General features: G+C 66.4%; 22 protein-coding genes. 11 read left to right on the plus strand and 11 right to left on the minus strand.

Features of this window, described 5'->3' with window-relative positions; all coding sequences use genetic code 11:
• Positions 1-7 precede the first annotated feature (7 nt).
• Positions 8-178, minus strand: a complete 171-nt coding sequence (locus KQ305_RS05990) for a hypothetical protein (RefSeq protein WP_259724511.1) — start codon at positions 176-178, stop codon at positions 8-10.
• Between KQ305_RS05990 and queC the strand changes: the two genes are divergently transcribed.
• From queC to KQ305_RS06020, 6 genes are all read left to right on the plus strand, one after another.
• Positions 113-808, plus strand: a complete 696-nt coding sequence (gene queC / locus KQ305_RS05995; protein WP_259724555.1) for a 7-cyano-7-deazaguanine synthase QueC — start codon at positions 113-115, stop codon at positions 806-808. The two genes, KQ305_RS05990 and queC, sit on opposite strands and share 66 nt — an antisense overlap.
• Positions 805-2,133, plus strand: a complete 1,329-nt coding sequence (locus KQ305_RS06000) for an anthranilate synthase component I family protein (RefSeq protein WP_259724512.1) — start codon at positions 805-807, stop codon at positions 2,131-2,133. Before queC ends, KQ305_RS06000 begins: the two co-directional genes overlap by 4 nt.
• Positions 2,130-3,002, plus strand: coding sequence for an aminotransferase class IV (locus tag KQ305_RS06005; RefSeq protein WP_259724513.1), 873 nt, complete (start codon positions 2,130-2,132; stop codon positions 3,000-3,002). The genes KQ305_RS06000 and KQ305_RS06005 overlap by 4 nt, the downstream gene beginning before the upstream one ends.
• Before the next feature lie 64 nt (positions 3,003-3,066).
• On the plus strand, positions 3,067-3,525 hold the full coding sequence (locus KQ305_RS06010; RefSeq protein WP_259724514.1) for a hypothetical protein: 459 nt from the start codon (positions 3,067-3,069) through the stop codon (positions 3,523-3,525).
• A gap of 166 nt (positions 3,526-3,691) precedes the next feature.
• Positions 3,692-4,897, plus strand: a complete 1,206-nt coding sequence (gene fmdA / locus KQ305_RS06015; protein WP_259724515.1) for a formamidase — start codon at positions 3,692-3,694, stop codon at positions 4,895-4,897.
• Between the two features lie 86 nt (positions 4,898-4,983).
• The gene (locus KQ305_RS06020; protein ID WP_259724516.1) at positions 4,984-5,256 is read left to right on the plus strand and encodes an FmdB family zinc ribbon protein; all 273 of its coding nucleotides are present in this window, start codon (positions 4,984-4,986) and stop codon (positions 5,254-5,256) included.
• Between the two features lie 89 nt (positions 5,257-5,345).
• Here the strand turns inward: KQ305_RS06020 and urtE are convergent, their stop codons facing one another.
• From urtE to ureE, 8 genes are all read right to left on the minus strand, one after another.
• Positions 5,346-6,071, minus strand: a complete 726-nt coding sequence (gene urtE, locus KQ305_RS06025; protein WP_259724517.1) for an urea ABC transporter ATP-binding subunit UrtE — start codon at positions 6,069-6,071, stop codon at positions 5,346-5,348.
• Positions 6,072-6,100: 29 nt separating this feature from the next.
• Positions 6,101-6,847, minus strand: coding sequence for an urea ABC transporter ATP-binding protein UrtD (urtD, locus tag KQ305_RS06030; RefSeq protein ID WP_259724518.1), 747 nt, complete (start codon positions 6,845-6,847; stop codon positions 6,101-6,103).
• A gap of 69 nt (positions 6,848-6,916) precedes the next feature.
• Positions 6,917-8,023, minus strand: a complete 1,107-nt coding sequence (gene urtC, locus KQ305_RS06035) for an urea ABC transporter permease subunit UrtC (protein ID WP_259724519.1) — start codon at positions 8,021-8,023, stop codon at positions 6,917-6,919.
• Positions 8,024-8,083: 60 nt separating this feature from the next.
• Complete coding sequence (locus KQ305_RS06040; RefSeq protein ID WP_259724520.1) at positions 8,084-9,241, minus strand: urea ABC transporter permease subunit UrtB; 1,158 nt, start codon at positions 9,239-9,241, stop codon at positions 8,084-8,086.
• A gap of 139 nt (positions 9,242-9,380) precedes the next feature.
• On the minus strand, positions 9,381-10,676 hold the full coding sequence (gene urtA, locus KQ305_RS06045) for an urea ABC transporter substrate-binding protein (RefSeq protein WP_259724521.1): 1,296 nt from the start codon (positions 10,674-10,676) through the stop codon (positions 9,381-9,383).
• A gap of 213 nt (positions 10,677-10,889) precedes the next feature.
• Positions 10,890-11,504 (minus strand): urease accessory protein UreG, encoded by a 615-nt coding sequence (gene ureG, locus KQ305_RS06050; RefSeq protein WP_259724522.1) that lies wholly within the window; start codon positions 11,502-11,504, stop codon positions 10,890-10,892.
• Positions 11,505-11,659: 155 nt separating this feature from the next.
• Positions 11,660-12,343 carry an urease accessory protein UreF gene (locus tag KQ305_RS06055; RefSeq protein ID WP_259724523.1) on the minus strand — a complete coding sequence of 228 codons (684 nt, stop codon included), beginning with the start codon at positions 12,341-12,343 and terminating at the stop codon, positions 11,660-11,662.
• Positions 12,340-12,861: an urease accessory protein UreE gene (gene ureE / locus KQ305_RS06060; protein ID WP_259724524.1), complete on the minus strand. Its 522-nt coding sequence runs from the start codon at positions 12,859-12,861 to the stop codon at positions 12,340-12,342. The genes KQ305_RS06055 and ureE overlap by 4 nt, the downstream gene beginning before the upstream one ends.
• A 110-nt stretch (positions 12,862-12,971) precedes the next feature.
• Here ureE and KQ305_RS06065 point away from each other — a divergent pair, with 110 nt between their 5' ends.
• From KQ305_RS06065 to ureC, 5 genes are all read left to right on the plus strand, one after another.
• A complete protein-coding gene (locus KQ305_RS06065; RefSeq protein WP_259724525.1) occupies positions 12,972-13,886 on the plus strand; it encodes an urease accessory protein UreD in 915 nt (304 codons plus the stop codon).
• A gap of 56 nt (positions 13,887-13,942) precedes the next feature.
• Complete coding sequence (locus KQ305_RS06070) at positions 13,943-15,523, plus strand: serine hydrolase (protein WP_259724526.1); 1,581 nt, start codon at positions 13,943-13,945, stop codon at positions 15,521-15,523.
• 78 nt (positions 15,524-15,601) lie between these two features.
• Entirely contained in the window at positions 15,602-15,904 is a 303-nt protein-coding gene (locus KQ305_RS06075) for an urease subunit gamma (protein WP_259724556.1), read from the plus strand.
• A 19-nt stretch (positions 15,905-15,923) separates the two neighbouring features.
• Positions 15,924-16,241: an urease subunit beta gene (locus KQ305_RS06080; RefSeq protein ID WP_259724527.1), complete on the plus strand. Its 318-nt coding sequence runs from the start codon at positions 15,924-15,926 to the stop codon at positions 16,239-16,241.
• A 45-nt stretch (positions 16,242-16,286) separates the two neighbouring features.
• A complete protein-coding gene (gene ureC, locus KQ305_RS06085) occupies positions 16,287-18,011 on the plus strand; it encodes an urease subunit alpha (protein WP_259724528.1) in 1,725 nt (574 codons plus the stop codon).
• Here ureC and KQ305_RS06090 read toward each other — a convergent pair.
• Complete coding sequence (locus tag KQ305_RS06090) at positions 17,996-18,781, minus strand: hypothetical protein (RefSeq protein WP_259724529.1); 786 nt, start codon at positions 18,779-18,781, stop codon at positions 17,996-17,998. The genes ureC and KQ305_RS06090 overlap by 16 nt on opposite strands.
• Complete coding sequence (locus tag KQ305_RS06095; RefSeq protein WP_259724530.1) at positions 18,756-19,538, minus strand: hypothetical protein; 783 nt, start codon at positions 19,536-19,538, stop codon at positions 18,756-18,758. Before KQ305_RS06095 ends, KQ305_RS06090 begins: the two co-directional genes overlap by 26 nt.
• Positions 19,539-19,602: the final 64 nt, after the last annotated feature.

The following is a 19,602-nucleotide window of genomic DNA, read 5'->3' on the forward strand; positions in this document are numbered from 1 at the left end:
GGGATCCTCATCCGATCACGATGGCATCCTCGGGCTTCTGCGGCCGCTTCCACAATGGGGGCACCTTGCTGCTGCCGGCCCCATCACGCCCCCCCCTGCCACGCCACTCGCCATCGCCCTGCTCTCCGGCGGGCTGGATTCGGCCACCGCCGCCGCCCTGGCGATCGAGGCGGGCCACCGGGTGATCGGTCTCTCCTTCGATTACGGCCAGCGCCACCGGCGTGAGCTGGCCGCCGCCGCCACGGTGGCCGCCGCCCTGGCACTGGAGGAGCACCATGTGATCGCCGTGAACCTGGCGGCCTGGGGCGGCTCGGCCCTCACCGATCCGGCCATCCCCGTGCCTGATTCCGGGGTGCGCGAGGGGGTGATCCCCACCACTTACGTGCCCGGACGCAACACGGTGTTCATCGCCCTTGGGCTGAGCCTGGCCGAAGCCCGCGGCGCCGGCAGCCTGGTGCTCGGGGTCAACGCGGTGGATTATTCCGGCTATCCCGATTGCCGACCCGACTACCTGGCCGCCTTCCAGAGCCTGGCCGACCTGGCCAGCAAGGCGGGGCGCCAGGGCCAGGGGGCCCGCCTCTGGGCGCCGCTGGTGGCCTGGGACAAGACCACCATCGTGCGTGAAGCCCTGCGGCTGGGGGTGCCGATCGCGGCCACCTGGAGCTGCTACAGCGGCGAGGATCTCCCCTGCGGCCGCTGCGACAGCTGCCGCATCCGTGATGCCGCCCTGGTCGCTGCCGGCCGGGCCGACCTGGCCAGCGCCGCCATCCGCGCCGGTGCCGCCATCAGCGCCGGAGCCGACCGTTGAAGAGCGAGCCGCTCCCCTGGCTGGAGCCCAGGGCCCTGGCCCGGGTCCTGGCGGCGCGTTTCGGCCAGGACGGGCTGGTGCTGCTCGACGGCGACGGCAGCACCCTCGGCCGCCGTGGCGTCCTCGGGGTGGATCCGGTGGCCACGGTGGACTGCCGGGGTCTGCCGGGGACCCCAGGCGCCGGCGATCCCTTCGCTGTCCTGGCGGACCTGGTGCGCCAGGGGGGGCCGTGGCTGGGCTGGCTCGGTTATGAGGCCGGGGCCTGGGTGGAGCCCGCCGATCACTGGCAGGTCTCCGACTTGGCCAGCCTGTGGGCGGTCCGCCACGACCCCCTGATCCACTTCGATCGGGGCGAGCAACGGCTCTGGCTCGAGGGCGACGACCTCGGCCGGTTGGCGGCCATGGTCCAGCTGCTGCAGGATCCAGCCACGGTGACGGACGTGGCCGCTGAGGTGGCCGCGACTGGGGAGCGCCCGGCCGATGGGGCTGGCATCGCGCGGGGCGACTGGCACTGGCACACCTCCCCGGAGGACTACGCCGGGCAGGTGCGGATCCTGCGCGAGTGGATCGCCGCCGGTGATCTGTTTCAGGCCAACCTCACCGCCTGCTGCGAGAGCGTGCGGCCGCAGCGGCCCGATCCGCTGACGCTCTATCGCCGCCTGGTTCAGCACGGGCCGGCCCCGTTCGCGGGCCTGGCGATCGCCGGTGAGGAGGCGGTGATCTCGGCCTCCCCCGAGCGCTTCCTGCGCCTGCACCCCGATGGGCGGGTGGAGACGCGGCCGATCAAGGGCACCCGGCCGCGTCACGGCGACCCCGATGCCGATGCCGCCAGCGCCGCCGCCCTGATCTGCGATCCCAAGGACCGGGCCGAGAACGTGATGATCGTCGACCTGCTGCGCAACGACCTGGGCCGGGTCTGCGTGCCGGGCTCGGTGCATGTCCCGCAGCTGCTGGGGCTGGAGAGCTACGCCCATGTGCACCACCTCACGTCGGTGGTGATGGGCCAGCTCGCCGACGGCTGCGGCCTGGTGGACCTGCTGCGGGCCTGCTGGCCGGGGGGCTCGATCACGGGTGCGCCCAAGGTGCGCGCCTGCCGGCGCCTCAACCAGCTGGAGCCGGTGCCGCGGGGGCCCTACTGCGGCTCCCTGTTCCACCTCGGGGCCGACGGCGGTTTCGACAGCAGCATCCTCATTCGCACCCTGCTGCAGAAGGGCCGCCGCCTGCGGCTGCACGCCGGTGGCGGCATCGTCGCTGACTCCGACCCGGTGGGGGAGGCCCGGGAGATGGGCTGGAAAATCGAACCCCTGTTGGAGGCCCTGGCATGAGCGGCGGCGGCGCTACCGCCCCGGGGCCCAAAGCGATCGCCTGGATCGACACGCCAGCGCCGCAAGGAACCTGGGGCGACCCGGACCAGCTCAGCCTGCCCCTGAACGACCGGGGCCTGCTGCTGGCCGATGGCTTGTTCGAGACGGTGCTGGTTCAGGCGGGGCGCCCCCGGCTGCTGGAGGAGCACCTGGCGCGCTGGCAGGCCTCGGCCGCCAGCCTCGGCATGGCCCCACCCCCCGGCGCCGATCGGGTGCTGCCGCTGCTAACGGACGCCGTGGCGCTCAGCGGCCTCAGCGGCGATGGCGCCCTGCGGCTCAACTGGAGCCGGGGCAGTGGCAGCGGGCGGGGCCTTGGCCTGCCGGGGCCGGGCGAACCCCAGGGGCGACCGCGCTTCTGGTTGCAACTGAGCCCCTGGACGCGCCCCTGCACGCCGGTGGCGGTGATCGTCAGCGGCCTGGAGCGCCGCAACCCCGACAGCCTGGTCAGCCGCTGCAAGACCTTCGCCTACGCCGGCGCCATCCAGGCCCTGCGGGAGGCCCGGGCCGCCGGAGCCGATGACGCCCTGCTGCTGGGAGGCGGCAGCGACCTCTGCTGTGGCACCAGCGCCAACCTGCTCGTGCGGCTCAAGGGCGAGTGGCTCACACCCCCCCTGGCCAGCGGTTGCCTGCCGGGGGTGATGCGGGGCCGTGGGCTGGCCCTGGGGCTGGTGCGGGAGGGCGGCCTCGGCGTCGCCGACCTGCTCGCCAGCGAGGGGGCCCTGCTGATCAACAGCCTGGGCCACCGGCCGATCCGCCGCTGCGAGGGCCGTGATCTGCCCCTGCCTAGCGGAGCCGAGGGCCTGTGGGAGCGGCTGCTGGCGTCGTCATAGGTTGACCCAGAGCCGATCGATCACCTTGTCCGACGCTGTGGGGGGCCTGGTGTCCAGGAAGCACTTGGCAGGACTGCTGGCCTGTCTGGGCGTCGCCTTGGGCGGTTGCGGTGCCACCTCCAAGGAGGTGGCCGTCCAGAACGCCAAGCCGGGCGACCTGCTGGTGGAGGCCGACGGCAGCCGGGTGGAACTCGTCAGAGCTTTCACTCCAGGTATCGCCAATGGGCTGCACAAGGGTGTCGTGAAGATCACCTCAGATGCCCAAGATGCCAAGAAGCAGATGTATGAAGTCACGGCGATCTGCAGCGTCAAGGGAGAGCCGGGCTGGCAAGCCTATGACAATATCTATGGAGATCCGATCAGCGATCTCAATGCCAAGAGAACATTCCCAGTCAAGGGCCGCTGGCAGTTCTTGTTCCATTATGACGGCCGGACAGAAAAGACCGGAAGCCTTGAGTCCAGTGCCTGGGTCTCACGACTGAAGGACAATCTGTGCCGGAAGGGCGATTTCGACGACACCTGATTCCCCTGTTAGCCCAAGCGCAGGGTGGTTTGACGTTGTCTTGATAATGATTCCTGTTCCGGTCTGATGGGGCTGGCGCCAGGCCGCCAGCATCCTGTAGCAACAGACACTTTCGAGCCGCAGGTCATCCTTTTGGATGGTTGGGAAATTGCGCCTCGGTGCCTCGATGCCCAAAACACTCTTTTCCGTCGATCTCACCAAGCCGATGGATCAGCAGGACATGCCCGGTCACAACCGATGGCATCCCGAAATTCCGGCCGTGGCCTCGGTGAATCCTGGTGATGTGTTCCGGATCGAATGCAAGGACTGGACCGATGGCCAGATCAAAAACAACGACGACCCCAAGGACATCGAAGACGTCAATCTGGAGGTCGTTCACGTCCTGAGTGGGCCGATCTGGGTCAACGGGGCCCAGCCCGGTGACATCCTGGTGGTCGACATTCTTGATGTCGGCGCCCTGCAGGGGGATGAGTGGGGTTTCACCGGCATCTTCGCCAAGGAAAACGGTGGTGGCTTCCTCACCGATCACTACCCCAAGGCCGCCAAGGCCATCTGGGATCTGGAAGGCATCTACACCTCCTCCCGCCACATTCCCGGCGTGCGCTTCGCTGGCATCACCCACCCGGGCCTGATCGGTTGTGCCCCTTCCCAGGAACTGCTGAATGAGTGGAACCGTCGCGAGACGGAACTGGTGAACACCGCCCCTGATCGCCGCACCTATGGCGCTGGCCTTTCCGGCAGCGAGCCGGTGCTGGCGGCTCTGCCCAATCCCAACAGCGCCATCCTCGGCACCCTGCCTTCGAGTGAGTTCGAGCGTGTGGCCAACGAAGCCGCCCGCACCGTGCCGCCCCGGGAACACGGCGGCAACTGCGATATCAAGAACCTCACCAAGGGCACGCGGATCTACTTCCCCGTCTACGTCGAAGGCGCCAAGCTCTCGATGGGTGATATCCACTTTTCCCAGGGAGATGGAGAGATCTCCTTCTGTGGGGCCATCGAGATGTCCGGTTATCTCGATCTCCACGTGGAGATTATCAAGGGCGGCATGGCGAAGTATGGGATGGTTAATCCCATGTTCAAGACCAGCCCGGTGGAACCCCATTACAGCGACTATCTGGTCTTTGAAGGCATCTCCGTTGATGAATTCGAGGGTAAGCAGTACTACATGGACGTGCACATCGCCTACCGGCGTGCCTGCCTCAATGCCATTGAGTACCTGAAGAAGTTTGGCTACACCGGCGAGCAGGCTTACCTGTTGCTGAGTTGTGCGCCGGTGGAAGGCAGGATCAGCGGCATCGTTGACATCCCCAACGCCTGCTGCACCCTGGCCATTCCCACCTCGATCTTCGATCAGGACATCCTCCCCTGCTGATCAGCCAAGGGAAATGGGGGGCCTGAGCATCAGGCCCCTTTTCTTTTCGCCATGCATTCTCCCTCGCTTCTCCCCACTTTATTGCGATGCCCGTCTACGAATACAGCTGCACCAATGGCTGCGAAAACTATGAAGTCTGGCGCAGCATCGATGAGCGCCAGAAGCAGACCAACTGCCCGACCTGTACAGCGGAAGGCCTTCGCGTCTTCACCCCTGTCATGTCGCTCAGCGGTCCCCTCAGGCTGAAGCAGGAGCAGTCCGAACCGCGCCTGGTGCGCAAGGAAACCAAGGAAGTGGTCGGAAAACAGCGGCTCAAGGAGAGTGGCACCCGTCCCTGGATGCTTAACCGCGGCTGCTGAGATTCTCCTCTCCGCAAGCGAGGACGGCAGACACAAAAAACCCAGTCCGCACGGCCCGAAGAGGATGCGGACTGGGAGATCAAAGGGCTTCAGACCGTGAGGAATTCCTTGATCACGTCATCGGAGAGCTGGTCGGTCTGGCCACTGGAAACAATGCCGCCACGCTGCATGGCGTAATAGAAGTCCGACTGGCGGACGAAGTGCAGGTGCTGCTCCACCAGCAACACGCTGATGCCGGTTTCCTTCATGATCCGCTGCACGGCATGCTCGATGTCGAGGATGATGGAGGGTTGAATTCCTTCCGTAGGTTCATCCAGGAGCAGCAGCTTGGGCTTACCCAGCAGGGCGCGGGCGATGGCGAGCTGTTGTTGCTGGCCGCCGCTGAGGTCGCCCCCTTTGCGCTTGAGGAACTTCTCGAGGATCGGGAACAGATCGAAGATCAGTGGATCGATGTGGCGGTTCTTTTCGAGACCCCCGGGCAGGGCTTCCATGCCGAGCAGCAGATTCTCCTTGACCGACACCTGTGGAATGATGTCCCTGCCTTGGGAGACGTAGCCGATGCCCGAGCGGGCCCGCTTGTAGGGCGGTTGAGTGGTGAGCTGGCCGTCCTGATAGTTGATCGTCCCGGATCGCTGCTGCAGCAGGCCGATGATGGTCTTGAGGAAGGTGGTCTTGCCGACGCCATTGCGGCCGATCAGGCAGACCATCTTGCCTTCGTGGATGGTCAGGTCAACGTTGCGGAGAATGTGGCTTTCTCCGTAATACACATTGAGGTCGGAGACCTGGAGCAGGGGTTGGGCGCTGGTGGGGGACATGGGGTCTTTGGGTGATGGTCGGGATGCAATTACTGTTCGGGCGGCCCCAGGTAGACCTCGATCACCCGCGGGTCGGACTTGACCTTGTCCAGCGGTCCCTCGGTGAGCACCTGTCCCTGGTGCAGAACAGTGACGTCAAAACCGAGGTCGCGGATGAACTCCATGTCGTGCTCGATCACCACAACGGTGTGGTCGCCGGCAAGGGACTTGATCAATTCGGCCGTGCGCAGGGTTTCCTCATCGGTGAGGCCAGCGACGGGCTCATCCAGCAGCAGAACTTCGGGGGCCTGGGCCACCAGGGACGCAATCGCCAGCCACTGCTTCTGACCGTGGGAGAGGGAGCCGGCTTTGACGGTCGCAAACGGCGTCAGGCCGACATAGTTCATGATCCGATGCACCTCATCCTTCGAGGATTGGGGCAGGCCCGAGCCCAGCAGGCTGAAGGCGTTCTTCTCGGGCGAGGCGGAGAGCTCCAGGTTCCTCAGCACCGTGAGATTCTCGAACACCCGTGGTGTCTGAAACTTGCGGCCGATGCCATCGCGCGAGATCTGCTGCTCTGAGACGCCAAGCAGGGACTTGCCCTTGAAGGTCACCGTCCCCTTCGTGGGCCGCACCTTGCCTGTGATCACATCCAGAAAGGTGGTTTTGCCAGCACCGTTGGGTCCGATGATGGACTTCAGCTCACCCTTGTAGAGCTTCAGGCTGAGGTCCGTGAGGGCATAAAAGCCATCGAAACTCACGCTGACGTCATTGAGCTCGAGTAGAGGTTCTGACATGGACATCGGAAGGGTGCGAAATCGAAAAAGCAGTCACAGCAGATAAGCCAGGATGGGTCCCTTGGAGGACTAATCCACCGGAATGGCCTCCTTGTCCAGCTGCGGGTAGGTCTTGGCCTTCTTGGCGATGCCGAAGGCGGCCAGAAAGGTGCGAAATCCACCTTTGGTGATCCAGCCGTAGATGCCGTCGGGCATCAGGACCACAACGAAGATGAACAGGGCCCCCTGCACGAACAGCCAGGCCTCAGGCAGCGCTTCGCTCACCAGGCTGCGTAGGTAGTTCACCACGGTGGCTCCGATGATCGGACCGACCAAGGTGCCCCGACCGCCCACGGCCACCCAGATCACCATTTCGATTGAAAAGGAGATCGACATGTATTGGGGCGACACGATCCCGGACTGGATCGTGTAAAGGGCACCGGAGATGCCGCAGAGGGCTCCAGCCACCAGAAAGACGATGGTCTTGAAGGGAACGGGGTTGAAACCGGCGAATCGCAGGCGGCTTTCGTCGTCGCGGATGGCGATCAGGGCATCACCGAAGCGACCGCTGGTGAAGTACCGACAGACGAGAAAGGCCAGGGGCAGCAGCAGAACAGTCAGGCGGTAAAACCACACCTGCATGTCGGGGGAACCCACCAATTGGCCGAACAGTTCGGTGGTGCTGGTCTTGAGGCCGTTCGTGCCGTCGAACAGCTTCTGCTGGCCGTTGAAGAAGTGGAAAAAGACCATCAGAGCGGCCTGGGTGATGATCGAGAAATACACCCCCTTGATGCGGTTTCTGAAGATCAGCCAACCCACCAGACCAGCCACCGCCGCAGGAATGACCCAAATGGCAATCAGCGTGAACACCGGTGACCAGAAGGGTTGCCAGAAAAAGGGGAGCTGGTCGACTCCGTAGTTCTCGAAGAACTTGGGAATTCCATTGCCACCCGCCAGGCTCTTGGTGTTGAGCATCAGGTTCATGGCTACCGCATAGCCCCCCAATGCAAAGAAGATTCCCTGCCCCAGGCTCAACAGACCGGTGAATCCCCAGATCAGGTCAATCGCCAAAGCCGTGATCGACAGCGCGAAATAGCGGCCGAACAGGTTGAGGCGGAAGTCGTCGAGCGCCGCAGGGAGAATGAACAGGGCGATCGCCAGCAGAATCCAGGGGACGAGTCGTTGGAAAATTTTCACAGGTAGGGCCTCCTGGTGGGGAGATGGAACGGGAATCTGCAGAAGGTTGAGATGATCGGGTCAGGCATCGACCGAGCGACCCTTCTGGGGGAACATGCCGTTGGGGCGGAACTGGAGGAAGACGATGATGAAGATGAACACCAACACCAGGGACATGCTGGTGGTGGCGAAGAACTCGATCACCCCTTTGGCTGCCAATGGCATGTCCGGGAAAATGGTCAGCAAGGTGCCCGAACCGATCACCGACTGGATGATGCCCAGCAGCAACGAGGCCAGCACGGTGCCCAACAGATTGCCCACACCGCCAAGGACAATCACCATGAAGCAGGAGACGATATAGGCGGCACCGAGGTTCGGACCCACAGACCCCAGCAGGGTGATGGCACAACCGGCCACACCAGCCAGGCCGGATCCGATGCCGAAGGTGATGCTGTCAACGCGATCGGTGGGAATGCCGAGGCAGTTACTCATCTGGCGGTTCTGGGTCACGGCACGGATGCGCAGACCCCAGACACTCTTATTGAGGAACCAGAAGGTGGCGAGCAATAGCAGCGCCGACAGCAAGATGATGAAAATGCGCAGGCCCGGCAACTCGATCGTGCCGATCATCCCCCAACTTCCCTGGAGCCACTTGGGCGCCGTCACGTCAATATTTCGGGGACCGAACCAGGCCTTCGACAGCGGGCGGGCCTGATCGAACAGGTTGACGGCCACTAGGCCAATGCCGATAGCGACCGCCCACCCGAGTCCATTGAGATAGGTGAAGAAAGGCTTCTCGGAAAACTTGGCACCGAGTAGTTTGGATAGAAGAAATCCAACCACGACACCCACAATGATGCCGAGCATCATCGCGGTAGAAACACTGCGAATCAGCTGGATAAGAATCAGGCTGACCCCCCAGGTGGCCAGCAGCGTTTCAAGTGGCCGCCCGTAGAGCTTCCGGATCAAGGTTCTCTCCAGCAGCACTCCGATGAGCCCTGTCACGATGAAGGCGAGAACCAGCGAGACCGGAAAGTATAATTCAAAGATCACACCACCCATCGGCTTGAAGGCCGATTGCACCACGTAGGTGACATAGGCACCAAGCATCATGAACTCGCCGTGGGCGAGATTGATGACACCCATCAATCCGAAGACGATGGCCAGGCCCGTGGCTGCCAGCAGCAGCACTGACCCGATGCTGAGACCATCAAGGATCTGAGAAAAGAATAGTTCCAACGGAATGAGTGTTGAACGTTAGATCCAGCGTTGGATTTCCAGCGCTGGATCGGGTCGAACGTGGTGGTGTGACGAATGGGAAAGAGGTGGTTCCGGAAGGAACCACCCGCCGCTCATCGATTCACGGTTGGTGCCGTGATCACATCTTGAACTTGCCGGCGTCCGGACGATCCTGGGTCCAGTCGCAGGTGAAGCCCTTGGTCTCAGGAACGAACTGGTTCCAGGGAATCGGAGGGATGGCCTTGACGCTGTCGGACAGGATCTTGAACTGGCCGTTGGCCTCCGCCTCGCCGATGAGCACCCGCTCGGAGGTGTGGTGGTTGGGGAACATCTTGATTTCGCCCTGGGGAGCGGCGAAGGTGATCCCGATCATGTCGGTGCGGACCTTGTCGAGATCTTCGAAGGTTCCTGCCTTCTCGACGGCGTTCTTCCAGAGGTAGACCATGTTGTAGGCGGATTCGGCCGGGTCACCCGTGACCCGATCGGCGCCGTACATGGCCTGGAAGTCGGCAGTGAACTTCTTGGAGGCCGGGGTGTCCAGGCTCATGAAGAAGTTCCAGGCGGCATAGGTGCCGGTGGTGTACTCAGGACCGATCTGGCGAATCTCCTCTTCCGCGATGGAGAAGGACATGATCGGGTACTTGGCGGGGTCGATGCCCGAAGCCTTGAACTGCTTGAAGAGGGCGACGTTGGAGTCACCGTTCAGGGTGTTGATGATGATCCCGCCATCGGGGAAGGCCTTCTTGATCTTGGCGATGATCGGGGCCACCTCGGTGTTGCCGAGGGGGATGTAGTCTTCGCCGACCGTTTCACCACCCAGAGCCTTCATCTGCTCTTTGATGATCGTGTTGGCGGTACGTGGGTACACGTAGTCCGAGCCAACCAGGTAGACCTTCTTGCCGAGTTTGCCGGAGAACTTGTCCATCAGCCACTGGACAGCAGGCTCAGCCTGCTGGTTCGGAACGGCCCCGGTGTAGAAGATGTTCCTGGAGCACTCCTGACCCTCGTATTGAATCGGGTAGAAGAGCATATGGTTCTTCGACTCGAAGACCGGCAGCATCGCCTTGCGGCTTGCGGAGGTCCAGCCGCCAAAGACCACGGCCACCTTGTCGGAGTCGATCAGCTTCTGGGCTTTCTCGGCGAAGGTGGGCCAGTCGGAGGCGCCGTCTTCGGCAACAGCGACGATCTTGTAAGACTTGCCGGAAACTTTGACGCCGCCGGCATCATTGATTTCCTTGATCGCCATTTCCTCGACTTCTTTCAAAGTCGTTTCGGAAATGGCCATCGTGCCACTGAGGGAATGAAGGATGCCAACCTTCACTTCACCATCGAAATTGCCGCCTGATCCTGACTCGCCCCCACAGGAGACGAGGGTGACGCTCACAGCAGTTACGGCGAGAGCAGCTGTCAGTCGCCTTGAAAGATGCAGAGACATTGAAGCCTGTTCAAGATGAATTGTAGTCGCCGTAACCGACGGCAAAAGGAAAGGTAAGGAAGGACGTGGTTACTCCTGGTATCCGATGAGACAGAAAGCGACCCAGGGCTTGCTGGGGTGAGGATTTGCACGTCGCCTTCCTGTCGATATGTTGCATTACCTACGGTTTTGGTGATGAACGGGTGAGAGGGGAATATCCGATGGCTTCAGTCTTCAGGCGACGGCGCCCTCGGGCAGCTGCCGCAGCAGGAAGCTCTCGACCCGATCCAGCCCCTCACCGCTGCGCAGATTCGTGAAGCACCAGGGCCGACCGCCGCGCATGCGTTCGGTGTCTTCCTGCATCACCGTGAGGCTGGCACCCACCATGGGTGCCAGGTCGATCTTGTTGATCACCAGCAGATCGGAGCGGGTGATGCCGGGTCCTCCTTTGCGGGGGATCTTGTCGCCGGCGGCCACGTCGATCACGTAGATGCAGAGATCCACCAGTTCCGGACTGAAGCTGGCCGCCAGGTTGTCGCCGCCGCTTTCCACCAGCACCAGGTCCAGGTCCGGGAAGGCCTCCTCCAGCTCCTGCACCGCGGCCCGGTTGATCGAGCAGTCCTCTCGGATGGCGGTGTGGGGGCAGCCTCCGGTCTCGACCCCGCGGATCCGCTCGGGCGCCAGGGACCCCGCTCTGGTCAGGAACTGGGCATCCTCCTGGGTGTAGATGTCGTTGGTGACGACCGCCAGCTGCAGCCGTTCCCGCAGCCGGCGGCAGAGGGCATCCACCAGGGCCGTCTTCCCCGAGCCCACCGGCCCTGCGACCCCGACCCTCAGTTTGCTGCCCATCGCCCGATTCCAGGATGGATGCCATCCTGACGCCAGCGCCGATGGAGGCGGAAGGCGGTCTGCCTCAGCTTCATGGCGCGGCAGGTTGGTGGCCATGCCGGCCCGGCGAAACGCTCCAGCGAAGTCACGCCGGCTGATCCTGCCCGCGATGACCATCAGCTGCGGAACAACCGCGAGTAGAGCTCAGCATGACCCAGCTGGGCCAGGCCGGCCCCCACCCCCCCGTTCCAGAGGGCTTCGGGATCGGCTTCCACCAGCACCGCAGCCCGCGAGGCGATGGTGGGCGCGAGGGCCAGCTGCAGCCGCTGGGCTTCGGTGGGGCCCAGGGGCACCAGCCGCACGGCGGCGCTGAGCTGGGTGGCAATCCAGCCATAGAGGTAGGCCTCCACCACCTCCTGGGGGGGGATCTCGAGGGCCAGACCTGCCCAGGCCCAGGCCGCTGGCCACGCCAGCCGCGGCGTGCGCCCCCCCGGCAGGGGCAGGCCCAGATCCGCCAGCAGCTGCAGCAGGGAGCGGCCCATCTGGCGTTGCTGGGCCCTCATCTCGGCCGCCTCCCGCTGGGCCAGCAGCCAGCCGTCCAGCTCCAGCACCACCTGCCAGGCAGGCCCGTCCGGTGTCTCACGCCAGGTGGCCAGGGCGTCCATCAGCCGGCCCAGGCTGGCGGCCTCGATCGTCAGGGCCCCGCGGTCCAGCTCCGCCTCCAGCCAGCGGCGCACGTTGGCGGCGTCCTGCAGTTGGCCCGCCTGCACGAGCACCTCCAGGCCCTCGGAATAGCTGAAGGCCCCCACCGGCAGGGCGGGGCTGACCAGTTGGAAGAGGCGCAGCCGGGAGATGCTCATGGCTGGCCATGGCGGTGGCCATGGGCGTGGACAGACGGTTCGTAGGCCCCAGGTTCCGGCAGAAAAGGCCCCATGATTCGCTCCACGGCCAGACCCCGTTGCCGCAGCAGATCCTCGAGCACGTTGTCGATGCCCAGGCGCAGTTCGTCGCTGTGCAGTTCCATGGCCACGTGGCGGTTGCCCAGGTGATAAGCCGCCTGCAGCAGGGCCAGGGGATTGGCGGCCCGCACCACCATCAGCGGCTCGCTGGCGGCCTCCACCACCACCAGGGGCCCACCGCTCTCCGGTGCCAGCAGGTCGCCGGGCTCGAGGCCCGCTCCCCGGGGTAACTGCAACAGCAGGTCCCGTCCACAGGCGCTGCGGCGATGGCCCCGCAGGCTGGTGCGCTCGTCGGCCCGGAGCGGTAACCGCAACGGCGGGACCGGCCCCGAGACCTCCCCGTGGCGCAGGTGCCGCACCAGCACCAGGGGCACGGTGGCATCGGAAACCGTGGCATCGGAAACAGTGGGGGCGGGCATGGACCAGGCCAGCGGGCGACGGTGGGCCGTCCACCCTGGCCAGCCGCTGGCGGGCGGCCCTGTGTTGACCGCTACCGAATCCAGGCCCTCAGGGCCCCAGCATCACCGCCATGCAGCTCACTGCTCCTGCTCCCTGGAGAGCCCAGGCCCGGCTTCGTTTCCAGACCAGCGACGGCGCGGACGGTTCCACCCGGCATCAGGGCGGAGCAACAGCGCCGCTGAAGATCCAGCGGTCCTTCGCCGCCGCCGATGGCCGCTGCGAACTGCCCCTGCTGCACACCGGCGGGGGCCTGGTGGGGGGGGATGAACTGGCCATCGACGCCGACCTCGGCGTCGGCAGCCGGGCCCTGATCACCAGCGTGGCGGCCCAGAAGGTCTACGGGACCGTGGGCCGCTCCCGGCGGGTCCCCGCCGGCAGCTGGACCCATCAGACGCTCGACTTCCGTCTCGCCGCGGCGGCCGATCTGGAATGGCTTCCCCAGGAACTGGTGGTCTTCAGGGACGGCCTGTTCCAGCAGATCTGCCGGGTGGAGCTGGCCGAAGGGGCCAGCTGGCTGGGGGCGGAGGTGGTGCGGCTGGGGCGTAGCGCCGATGGCGAGACGCTCGGCTCCGGCCGCTGGCGCTCGTTGCTGGAGATCCGGCGGGAGGGGCAGTGGGAGCTGGTGGACCGGCTTGAGCTGGGCGGTGAGAGCCTGGAGAGCCCCCACGGCCTGGGGGGGCAGCCGGTGTTCGCCAGCCTGGTGTGGGCCGCCCCCGGGCCGGTGGGCGAGCCCCTGCTGGAGGCCTGCCGGGCCGAGCGGCACGGGTTGGAGGGGGAGATGGCCTGCGGCCGGCTGGAGCGGGGGCTCGTGGCCCGCTACCGGGGTCGCTCCACCCAGGCCGCCCGCTTCTGGTTCACGCGGATCTGGGCCCGGATCCGGGCCGAACGGGGGCTGGCGGCTCCAGTGTTGCCACGGGTGTGGCCGTTCCAGGAACAGCCCCTCGACCAGGAACCGCCGCTGGCGACCCCAGCGCGAAGCTGGTGACCCCGAACAGGCGCTGCAGCACCAGGCCTAGCTTTCTCCGAGTTGCCGGCGTTGCCGTGGCCCCAAGCGTCCAGCGCCGCCCTGGGGCGGCCGCCCTGGTTCTGGGCCTGGCCCTGGCGCTCCGGCCCCCGGGTGCCGCACGCAGCGCCGAGGCACCGTCGGGGCCCCCGCCACCGCCGCGCCAGGTCACGGCGGAGGGCCTGGCCGCGGCCCTGCCCCGACTCGATGCCCTGGCCACGGAGATGCTCGGCCGCACCGGTGTCCCGGGTCTGGCCATCGTGGTGGTGCACGCCGACCGGTTGGTGTTCCTCAAGGGCTACGGGGTGCGGCGGGTGGGTGAGCCCGGCGCGGTGGATGCCGACACCCTCTTCCAGCTGGCGTCGCTCTCGAAACCGATCGCCTCCACGCTGGTGGCCGGACTGGTGGGCGACGGGCGCGTGGGCTGGGACGACCCGGTGCTGCGCACCCTTCCCCAGGCCCGGATCGGTCCGCCGGCCATCGCCGCCGCTGTGACCATCCGCGATCTGCTGGCCCACCGCAGCGGCCTGCCCGACCACGCCGGCGATCACCTCGAGGACCTGGGCTTCGATCGGGCCACGATCCTGGAGCGGCTGCGGTTGCTGCCCACCGGCAACCGCTTCCGCGCCGACTACGCCTACACCAACTTCGGCTTCACCGCCGGCGCCGTGGCCGCCGCCAACGCCGTCGGCCTGCCCTGGGAGCAACTATCCAGCGAACGGCTCTACAAGCCCCTGGGCATGACCCGCACCAGCTCCCGCCACGCTGATGTCGTGGCCGCCACCAACCACGCGTCCCTGCACGTGCCGGAGGGGGGCCGCTGGGTGGCCCGATACCAGCGGGATGCCGATGCCCAGGCCCCCGCCGGCGGGGTGAGCTCCAGCGTCCGGGATCTGGGCCAGTGGCTGCGTCTGCAGCTGGCCGGCGGCCGCCTGGATGGCCGTGCGGTGGTGGACACCGCTGCCCTGGCGGAGACCCACCGGCCCCAGATCGTCAGCCAGCAGCCCCGCGATCCTTCCGCCGACCGGGCCGGCTTCTACGGGCTGGGCTGGAACGTGAGTTACACCGACCGGGGCACGGTGCTGCTGGGCCATTCGGGCGCCTTCGACCTCGGCGCCGCCACGGCCGTCTACCTGCTGCCGGCGGAATCCCTCGGCATCGTCGTGCTCTCCAACAGCCAGCCGCTGGGGGTGCCGGAGGCCCTGAGCCTCAGCTTCCTCGACCTGGCCACCACCGGAGCGGTGAAGCGCGACTACCTCACCGCCATTCGCCCCCTGTTCCAGGGCATGGAGCAGCAGGACTACCCCATGGTGGTCACCCCGGCCCGGCCCCTGCCGGCCCGCCCCGCCGACGCCTACATCGGCAGCTACGCCAATGCCTACGTGGGCCCAATTGCGGTGGTGCGTCGCGGGGACGGGCTCGAGCTGCAGCTGGGGCCCCGCCTCACCTCCTTCCCCCTCCTCCCGGTGAGCGGCGACACCTTCCGCTACCAGCCCCCCGGCGAGAACGCCTACGGCCCCAGCGCCGTCAGCTTCACGGTCGGCCCTGACGGCCGGGCCACGGCGGTGCGGATCGACAACCTCAACCTCAACGGCCAGGGGGTGCTCCAGCGGCGTTGATCCAGGCACCGAACGTTCCTTGTGAACCTGACCCGGTGCCGGACCGCTGCGAGAGTGGCTCCGGCCAGCGCCGCCTGCATGAACCTCACCCCCCAGGAGAAAGACAAGCTGTTGATCGTCACCGCCGCTCTCCTGGCGGAACGGCGGCTCGGCCGGGGCCTCAAGCTCAACCACCCTGAAGCCGTGGCCTGGCTGAGTTTCCAGGTGATCGAAGGGGCCCGCGATGGCCGCAGCGTGGCGGAGCTGATGCGGGAGGGCAGCACCTGGCTGCGCCGGGACCAGGTGATGGAGGGGGTGCCCGAGCTGATCCCCGACGTGCAGATCGAGGCGATGTTCCCTGACGGCACCAAGCTCGTCACCCTTCACGAACCGATCCGCTGACCCCCACCCCACCACAGCCATGGCCCCCCTGATCCCCGGCGAGCTGATCCCTGAACCGGGAACCCTCGTGCTCAACGCCGGCCGCCCCGTCACCACCCTCTCGGTGTCCAACAGCGGCGACCGCCCCGTGCAGGTGGGCTCCCACTTCCATTTCCACGAGGCCAACGACGCCCTCCACTTCGACCGCGAGGCCGCCCGGGGACTGCGGTTGGATATCCCGGCGGGCACCGCCATCCGCTTCGAGCCCGGCGACACCCGCCAGGTGGATCTGGTGCCCTACGTCGGCGACCGTCGCGTCTTCGGTTTCAACGGTCTGGTGAACGGCCCCCTCGACTAGGCCCGCCCCCGCCCCCTCCTTCGCCCCCTCCCCTCACCTCCGGCCATGCCGTACCGCATCGACCGCCGCGCCTACGCCGAGACCTACGGCCCCACCACCGGTGACCGACTGCGGCTGGCGGACACGGACCTGATCCTGGAGGTGGAGAGCGACTGCACCACCTACGGCGATGAGGTGAAGTTCGGCGGCGGCAAGGTGATCCGGGACGGCATGGGCCAGGCCCAGACCTCCCGGGCTGAGGGGGCCGTGGACACGGTGATCACCAATGCCCTGATCCTCGACTGGTGGGGCATCGTCAAGGCCGATATCGGCCTGCGGGACGGCCGCATCTGTGCCATCGGCAAGGCGGGCAACCCCGACATCACCGATGGGGTCACGATCGTGGTGGGACCTGGCACCGAGGCCATCGCCGGCGAGGGCCACATCATCACCGCCGGGGCGATCGACACCCATATCCACTTCATCTGTCCCCAGCAGATCGAAACCGCCCTGGCCAGCGGCGTCACCACCCTGCTGGGCGGCGGCACCGGCCCGGCCACCGGCACCAATGCCACCACCTGCACCCCCGGCGCCTTCCACCTGGCCCGCATGCTCCAGGCCGCCGAGGGGCTGCCGATCAACCTGGGCTTCTACGGCAAGGGCAACGCCAGCACGCCCGCCGCGCTCGAGGAGCAGATCCGCGCCGGCGCCTGCGGTCTGAAGCTGCACGAGGACTGGGGCACCACCCCGGCCGCCATCGACTGCTGCCTGACGGTGGCCGACCGCTTCGATGTGCAGGTCTGCATCCATTCCGACACCCTCAACGAGGCGGGCTTCGTGGAGGACACGATCCGGGCCATCGGCGGCCGCACCATCCACACCTTCCACACCGAGGGGGCCGGCGGCGGCCACGCCCCCGACATCATCCGCATCTGCGGCGAGCCCAATGTGCTGCCCAGTTCCACCAACCCCACCAAGCCTTACACCGTCAACACCCTCGAGGAGCACCTCGACATGCTGATGGTGTGCCACCACCTCGATCCCCGCATCCCGGAGGACGTGGCCTTCGCCGAATCCCGCATCCGCCGCGAGACGATCGCCGCCGAGGACATCCTTCACGACCTGGGCGCCTTCAGCATCATCGCCAGCGATTCCCAGGCGATGGGCCGGGTGGGCGAGGTGATCACCCGCACCTTCCAGACGGCCCACAAGATGAAGGTGCAGCGTGGTTTCCTCCCCGAGGACGCCGCCGGTCCCCGCGGCGGCCGCAATGACAACACCCGCCTGAAGCGCTACATCGCCAAGTTCACGATCAATCCCGCCATCGCCCATGGCCTCGACAGCCAGGTGGGATCGGTGGAGGTGGGCAAGCTGGCCGATCTGGTGCTGTGGAAGCCGGGTTTCTTCGGTGTCAAGCCGGAGCTGGTGATCAAGGGGGGCTCGATCGTCTGGGCCCAGATGGGCGATGCCAACGCCTCGATCCCCACGCCGGGGCCCGTGCATGGCCGGCCGATGTTCGCCGCCTATGGCGGTTCGCTGGCCGGCAGCTGCCTCAACTTCGTCAGCCAGGCCGCGCTCGACGCCGATCTGCCCAGCAGCCTCGGCCTGAAGCGGGCCTGCGTGCCGGTGGTCCAGACCCGGGGCATCGGCAAGGCCCAGATGCGCAACAACACCGCCCTGCCCAAGGTGGAGGTGGATCCCCAGACCTACGAGGTCTTCGCCGACGGGGAGCTGCTCACATGCGAGCCGGCGGAGGTGCTGCCCATGGCCCAGCGCTACTTCCTGCTGTAGCGGCGCCGGCGGACCGACCTCCAGACCATGAGCAGGCGCGTCAGCAGGGTGCGGCTGCTGGTTCGGCCCTGGGCGCCGGCGGCGAAGGCCACCGCCATGAGCAGGGCCGAGCCGTTCAGGCGCAGGCCATCGCGCAGGGCCGCCCAGACCAGGGGAGACAGGGGGGTGGCCTGCTCGATGTTGGCGGGCATGGCCGCCTCGGCCTGGCGCAGGGCGGCCAGCAGGTCCTGGCGCAGCCGGGGCATCGGTTTGGCCAGATCGGCGGCCGTGAGGGCCGGCCCATTGACCGCCGCCAGTTGCCGCTGCAGGCTGAGGGCATCAGGGGCCGAGCGGATCAGGGCCGCGAAGCCGCTGAACTGATCGCTGACCAGGCGCCGCTGCTGGGCCTGCAGGGCGGCGCGGTCGCTGAACTGCCGCACGGTGACGGAGAGCTGCAGCGGGATGAGCAGCAGGTACAGAAATGTGATCAGCACCGCCCAGCGCCGCAGCCGCTGGCGCAACTGGAAGAGCTCCAGGCGTTCCGGCTCCACGTGGGTCGCCAGGTGCACGAGAACGAAACCCACAAGGGGGAATCCGGAATTGCCGATCACCAGTTCGATGAAGCGTTGCTGCCAGTCGCGTTGCAGCACTTGAATGGGAAGAGCGCCGGCGACCACAGCCAGCACGAAGAGGCCCACCAGGGCCAGGGCCGCGGCGAGCAGGATCGAAGCCAGCGATGACAGTGGGCCCGACGGCCCCCCGTTCTCAAGCCTGGAATCCGTCGCGATCACATGGGGAAGCGGCGGGAGCTGCGTGGCTCAGGCGGGAACGCAGCCGGCGGCTCCAGCCAAAGGCCGCCAGGGCTCCGAGCAGGGGCAGTGGACCGGGAACGCTGGACGGGGCTGGTGGTTCCGCCAGCGCCCGCACCACCAGCCCATTGAGCAGCGCCTCAGTGGAACTGGTGCCACGGCCGCCGCCGGTGCCGGTGATCGTGAGGATCTGGTTGGCCTGAACGATGAAAGGGTTGGAGAAGGCGTAGTTGATGTTGATTTGTTTGTCGAACAGGGTTTCAGTGGACACCACCGGGCTGTTGGGATCGACCCATGTGAGCAGGGGATTTCCCAGGCCCACCCGCAGGTTGCCGTAGCGATAGCTGAGCAGTTCCACCTGCTGGTCGAAGAACAGCTCGATGGAATCCTGGTTGGCCACGCCCGTTCCGTTGCCGGGGTTGCGGCGTCCGCAGTTGGTCCGGCCGACGTCGTTGAGGCCTGCCCCACCGGCTTTGTAGATGCAGAGGCCGTCGCCGGTCGCACTCACTGGCTTGGCGTTGCCGTTGGGTCGCAGGGCGTTCTGAAAGACCAGGTTCAGGGTCTGGCCGTCGGCGGTGGCGGTGAAGGTCTTGTTGGGCGAGGCCAGAGGGCCGGCGGGGCTGGCGGTGGCGCTGCCGAGGTTGAAGCTGAAGGTGGTGCCGATGGCCTGCCCCGGTGCCGGCGCCAGGGCCGCTGCAAAAAAGGAAGCGGCGACGAGGCCTGCCTCGGGTGTCGGCATACGGGCCAAGGGGCTGCACTCTGGATTAATGCCCAGAGACTAGTGAACTCCCGCCTGTGCGCCA

Source organism: Synechococcus sp. CS-1332 (genome assembly GCF_025127995.1).
Lineage (GTDB): Bacteria > Cyanobacteriota > Cyanobacteriia > PCC-6307 > Cyanobiaceae > Cyanobium.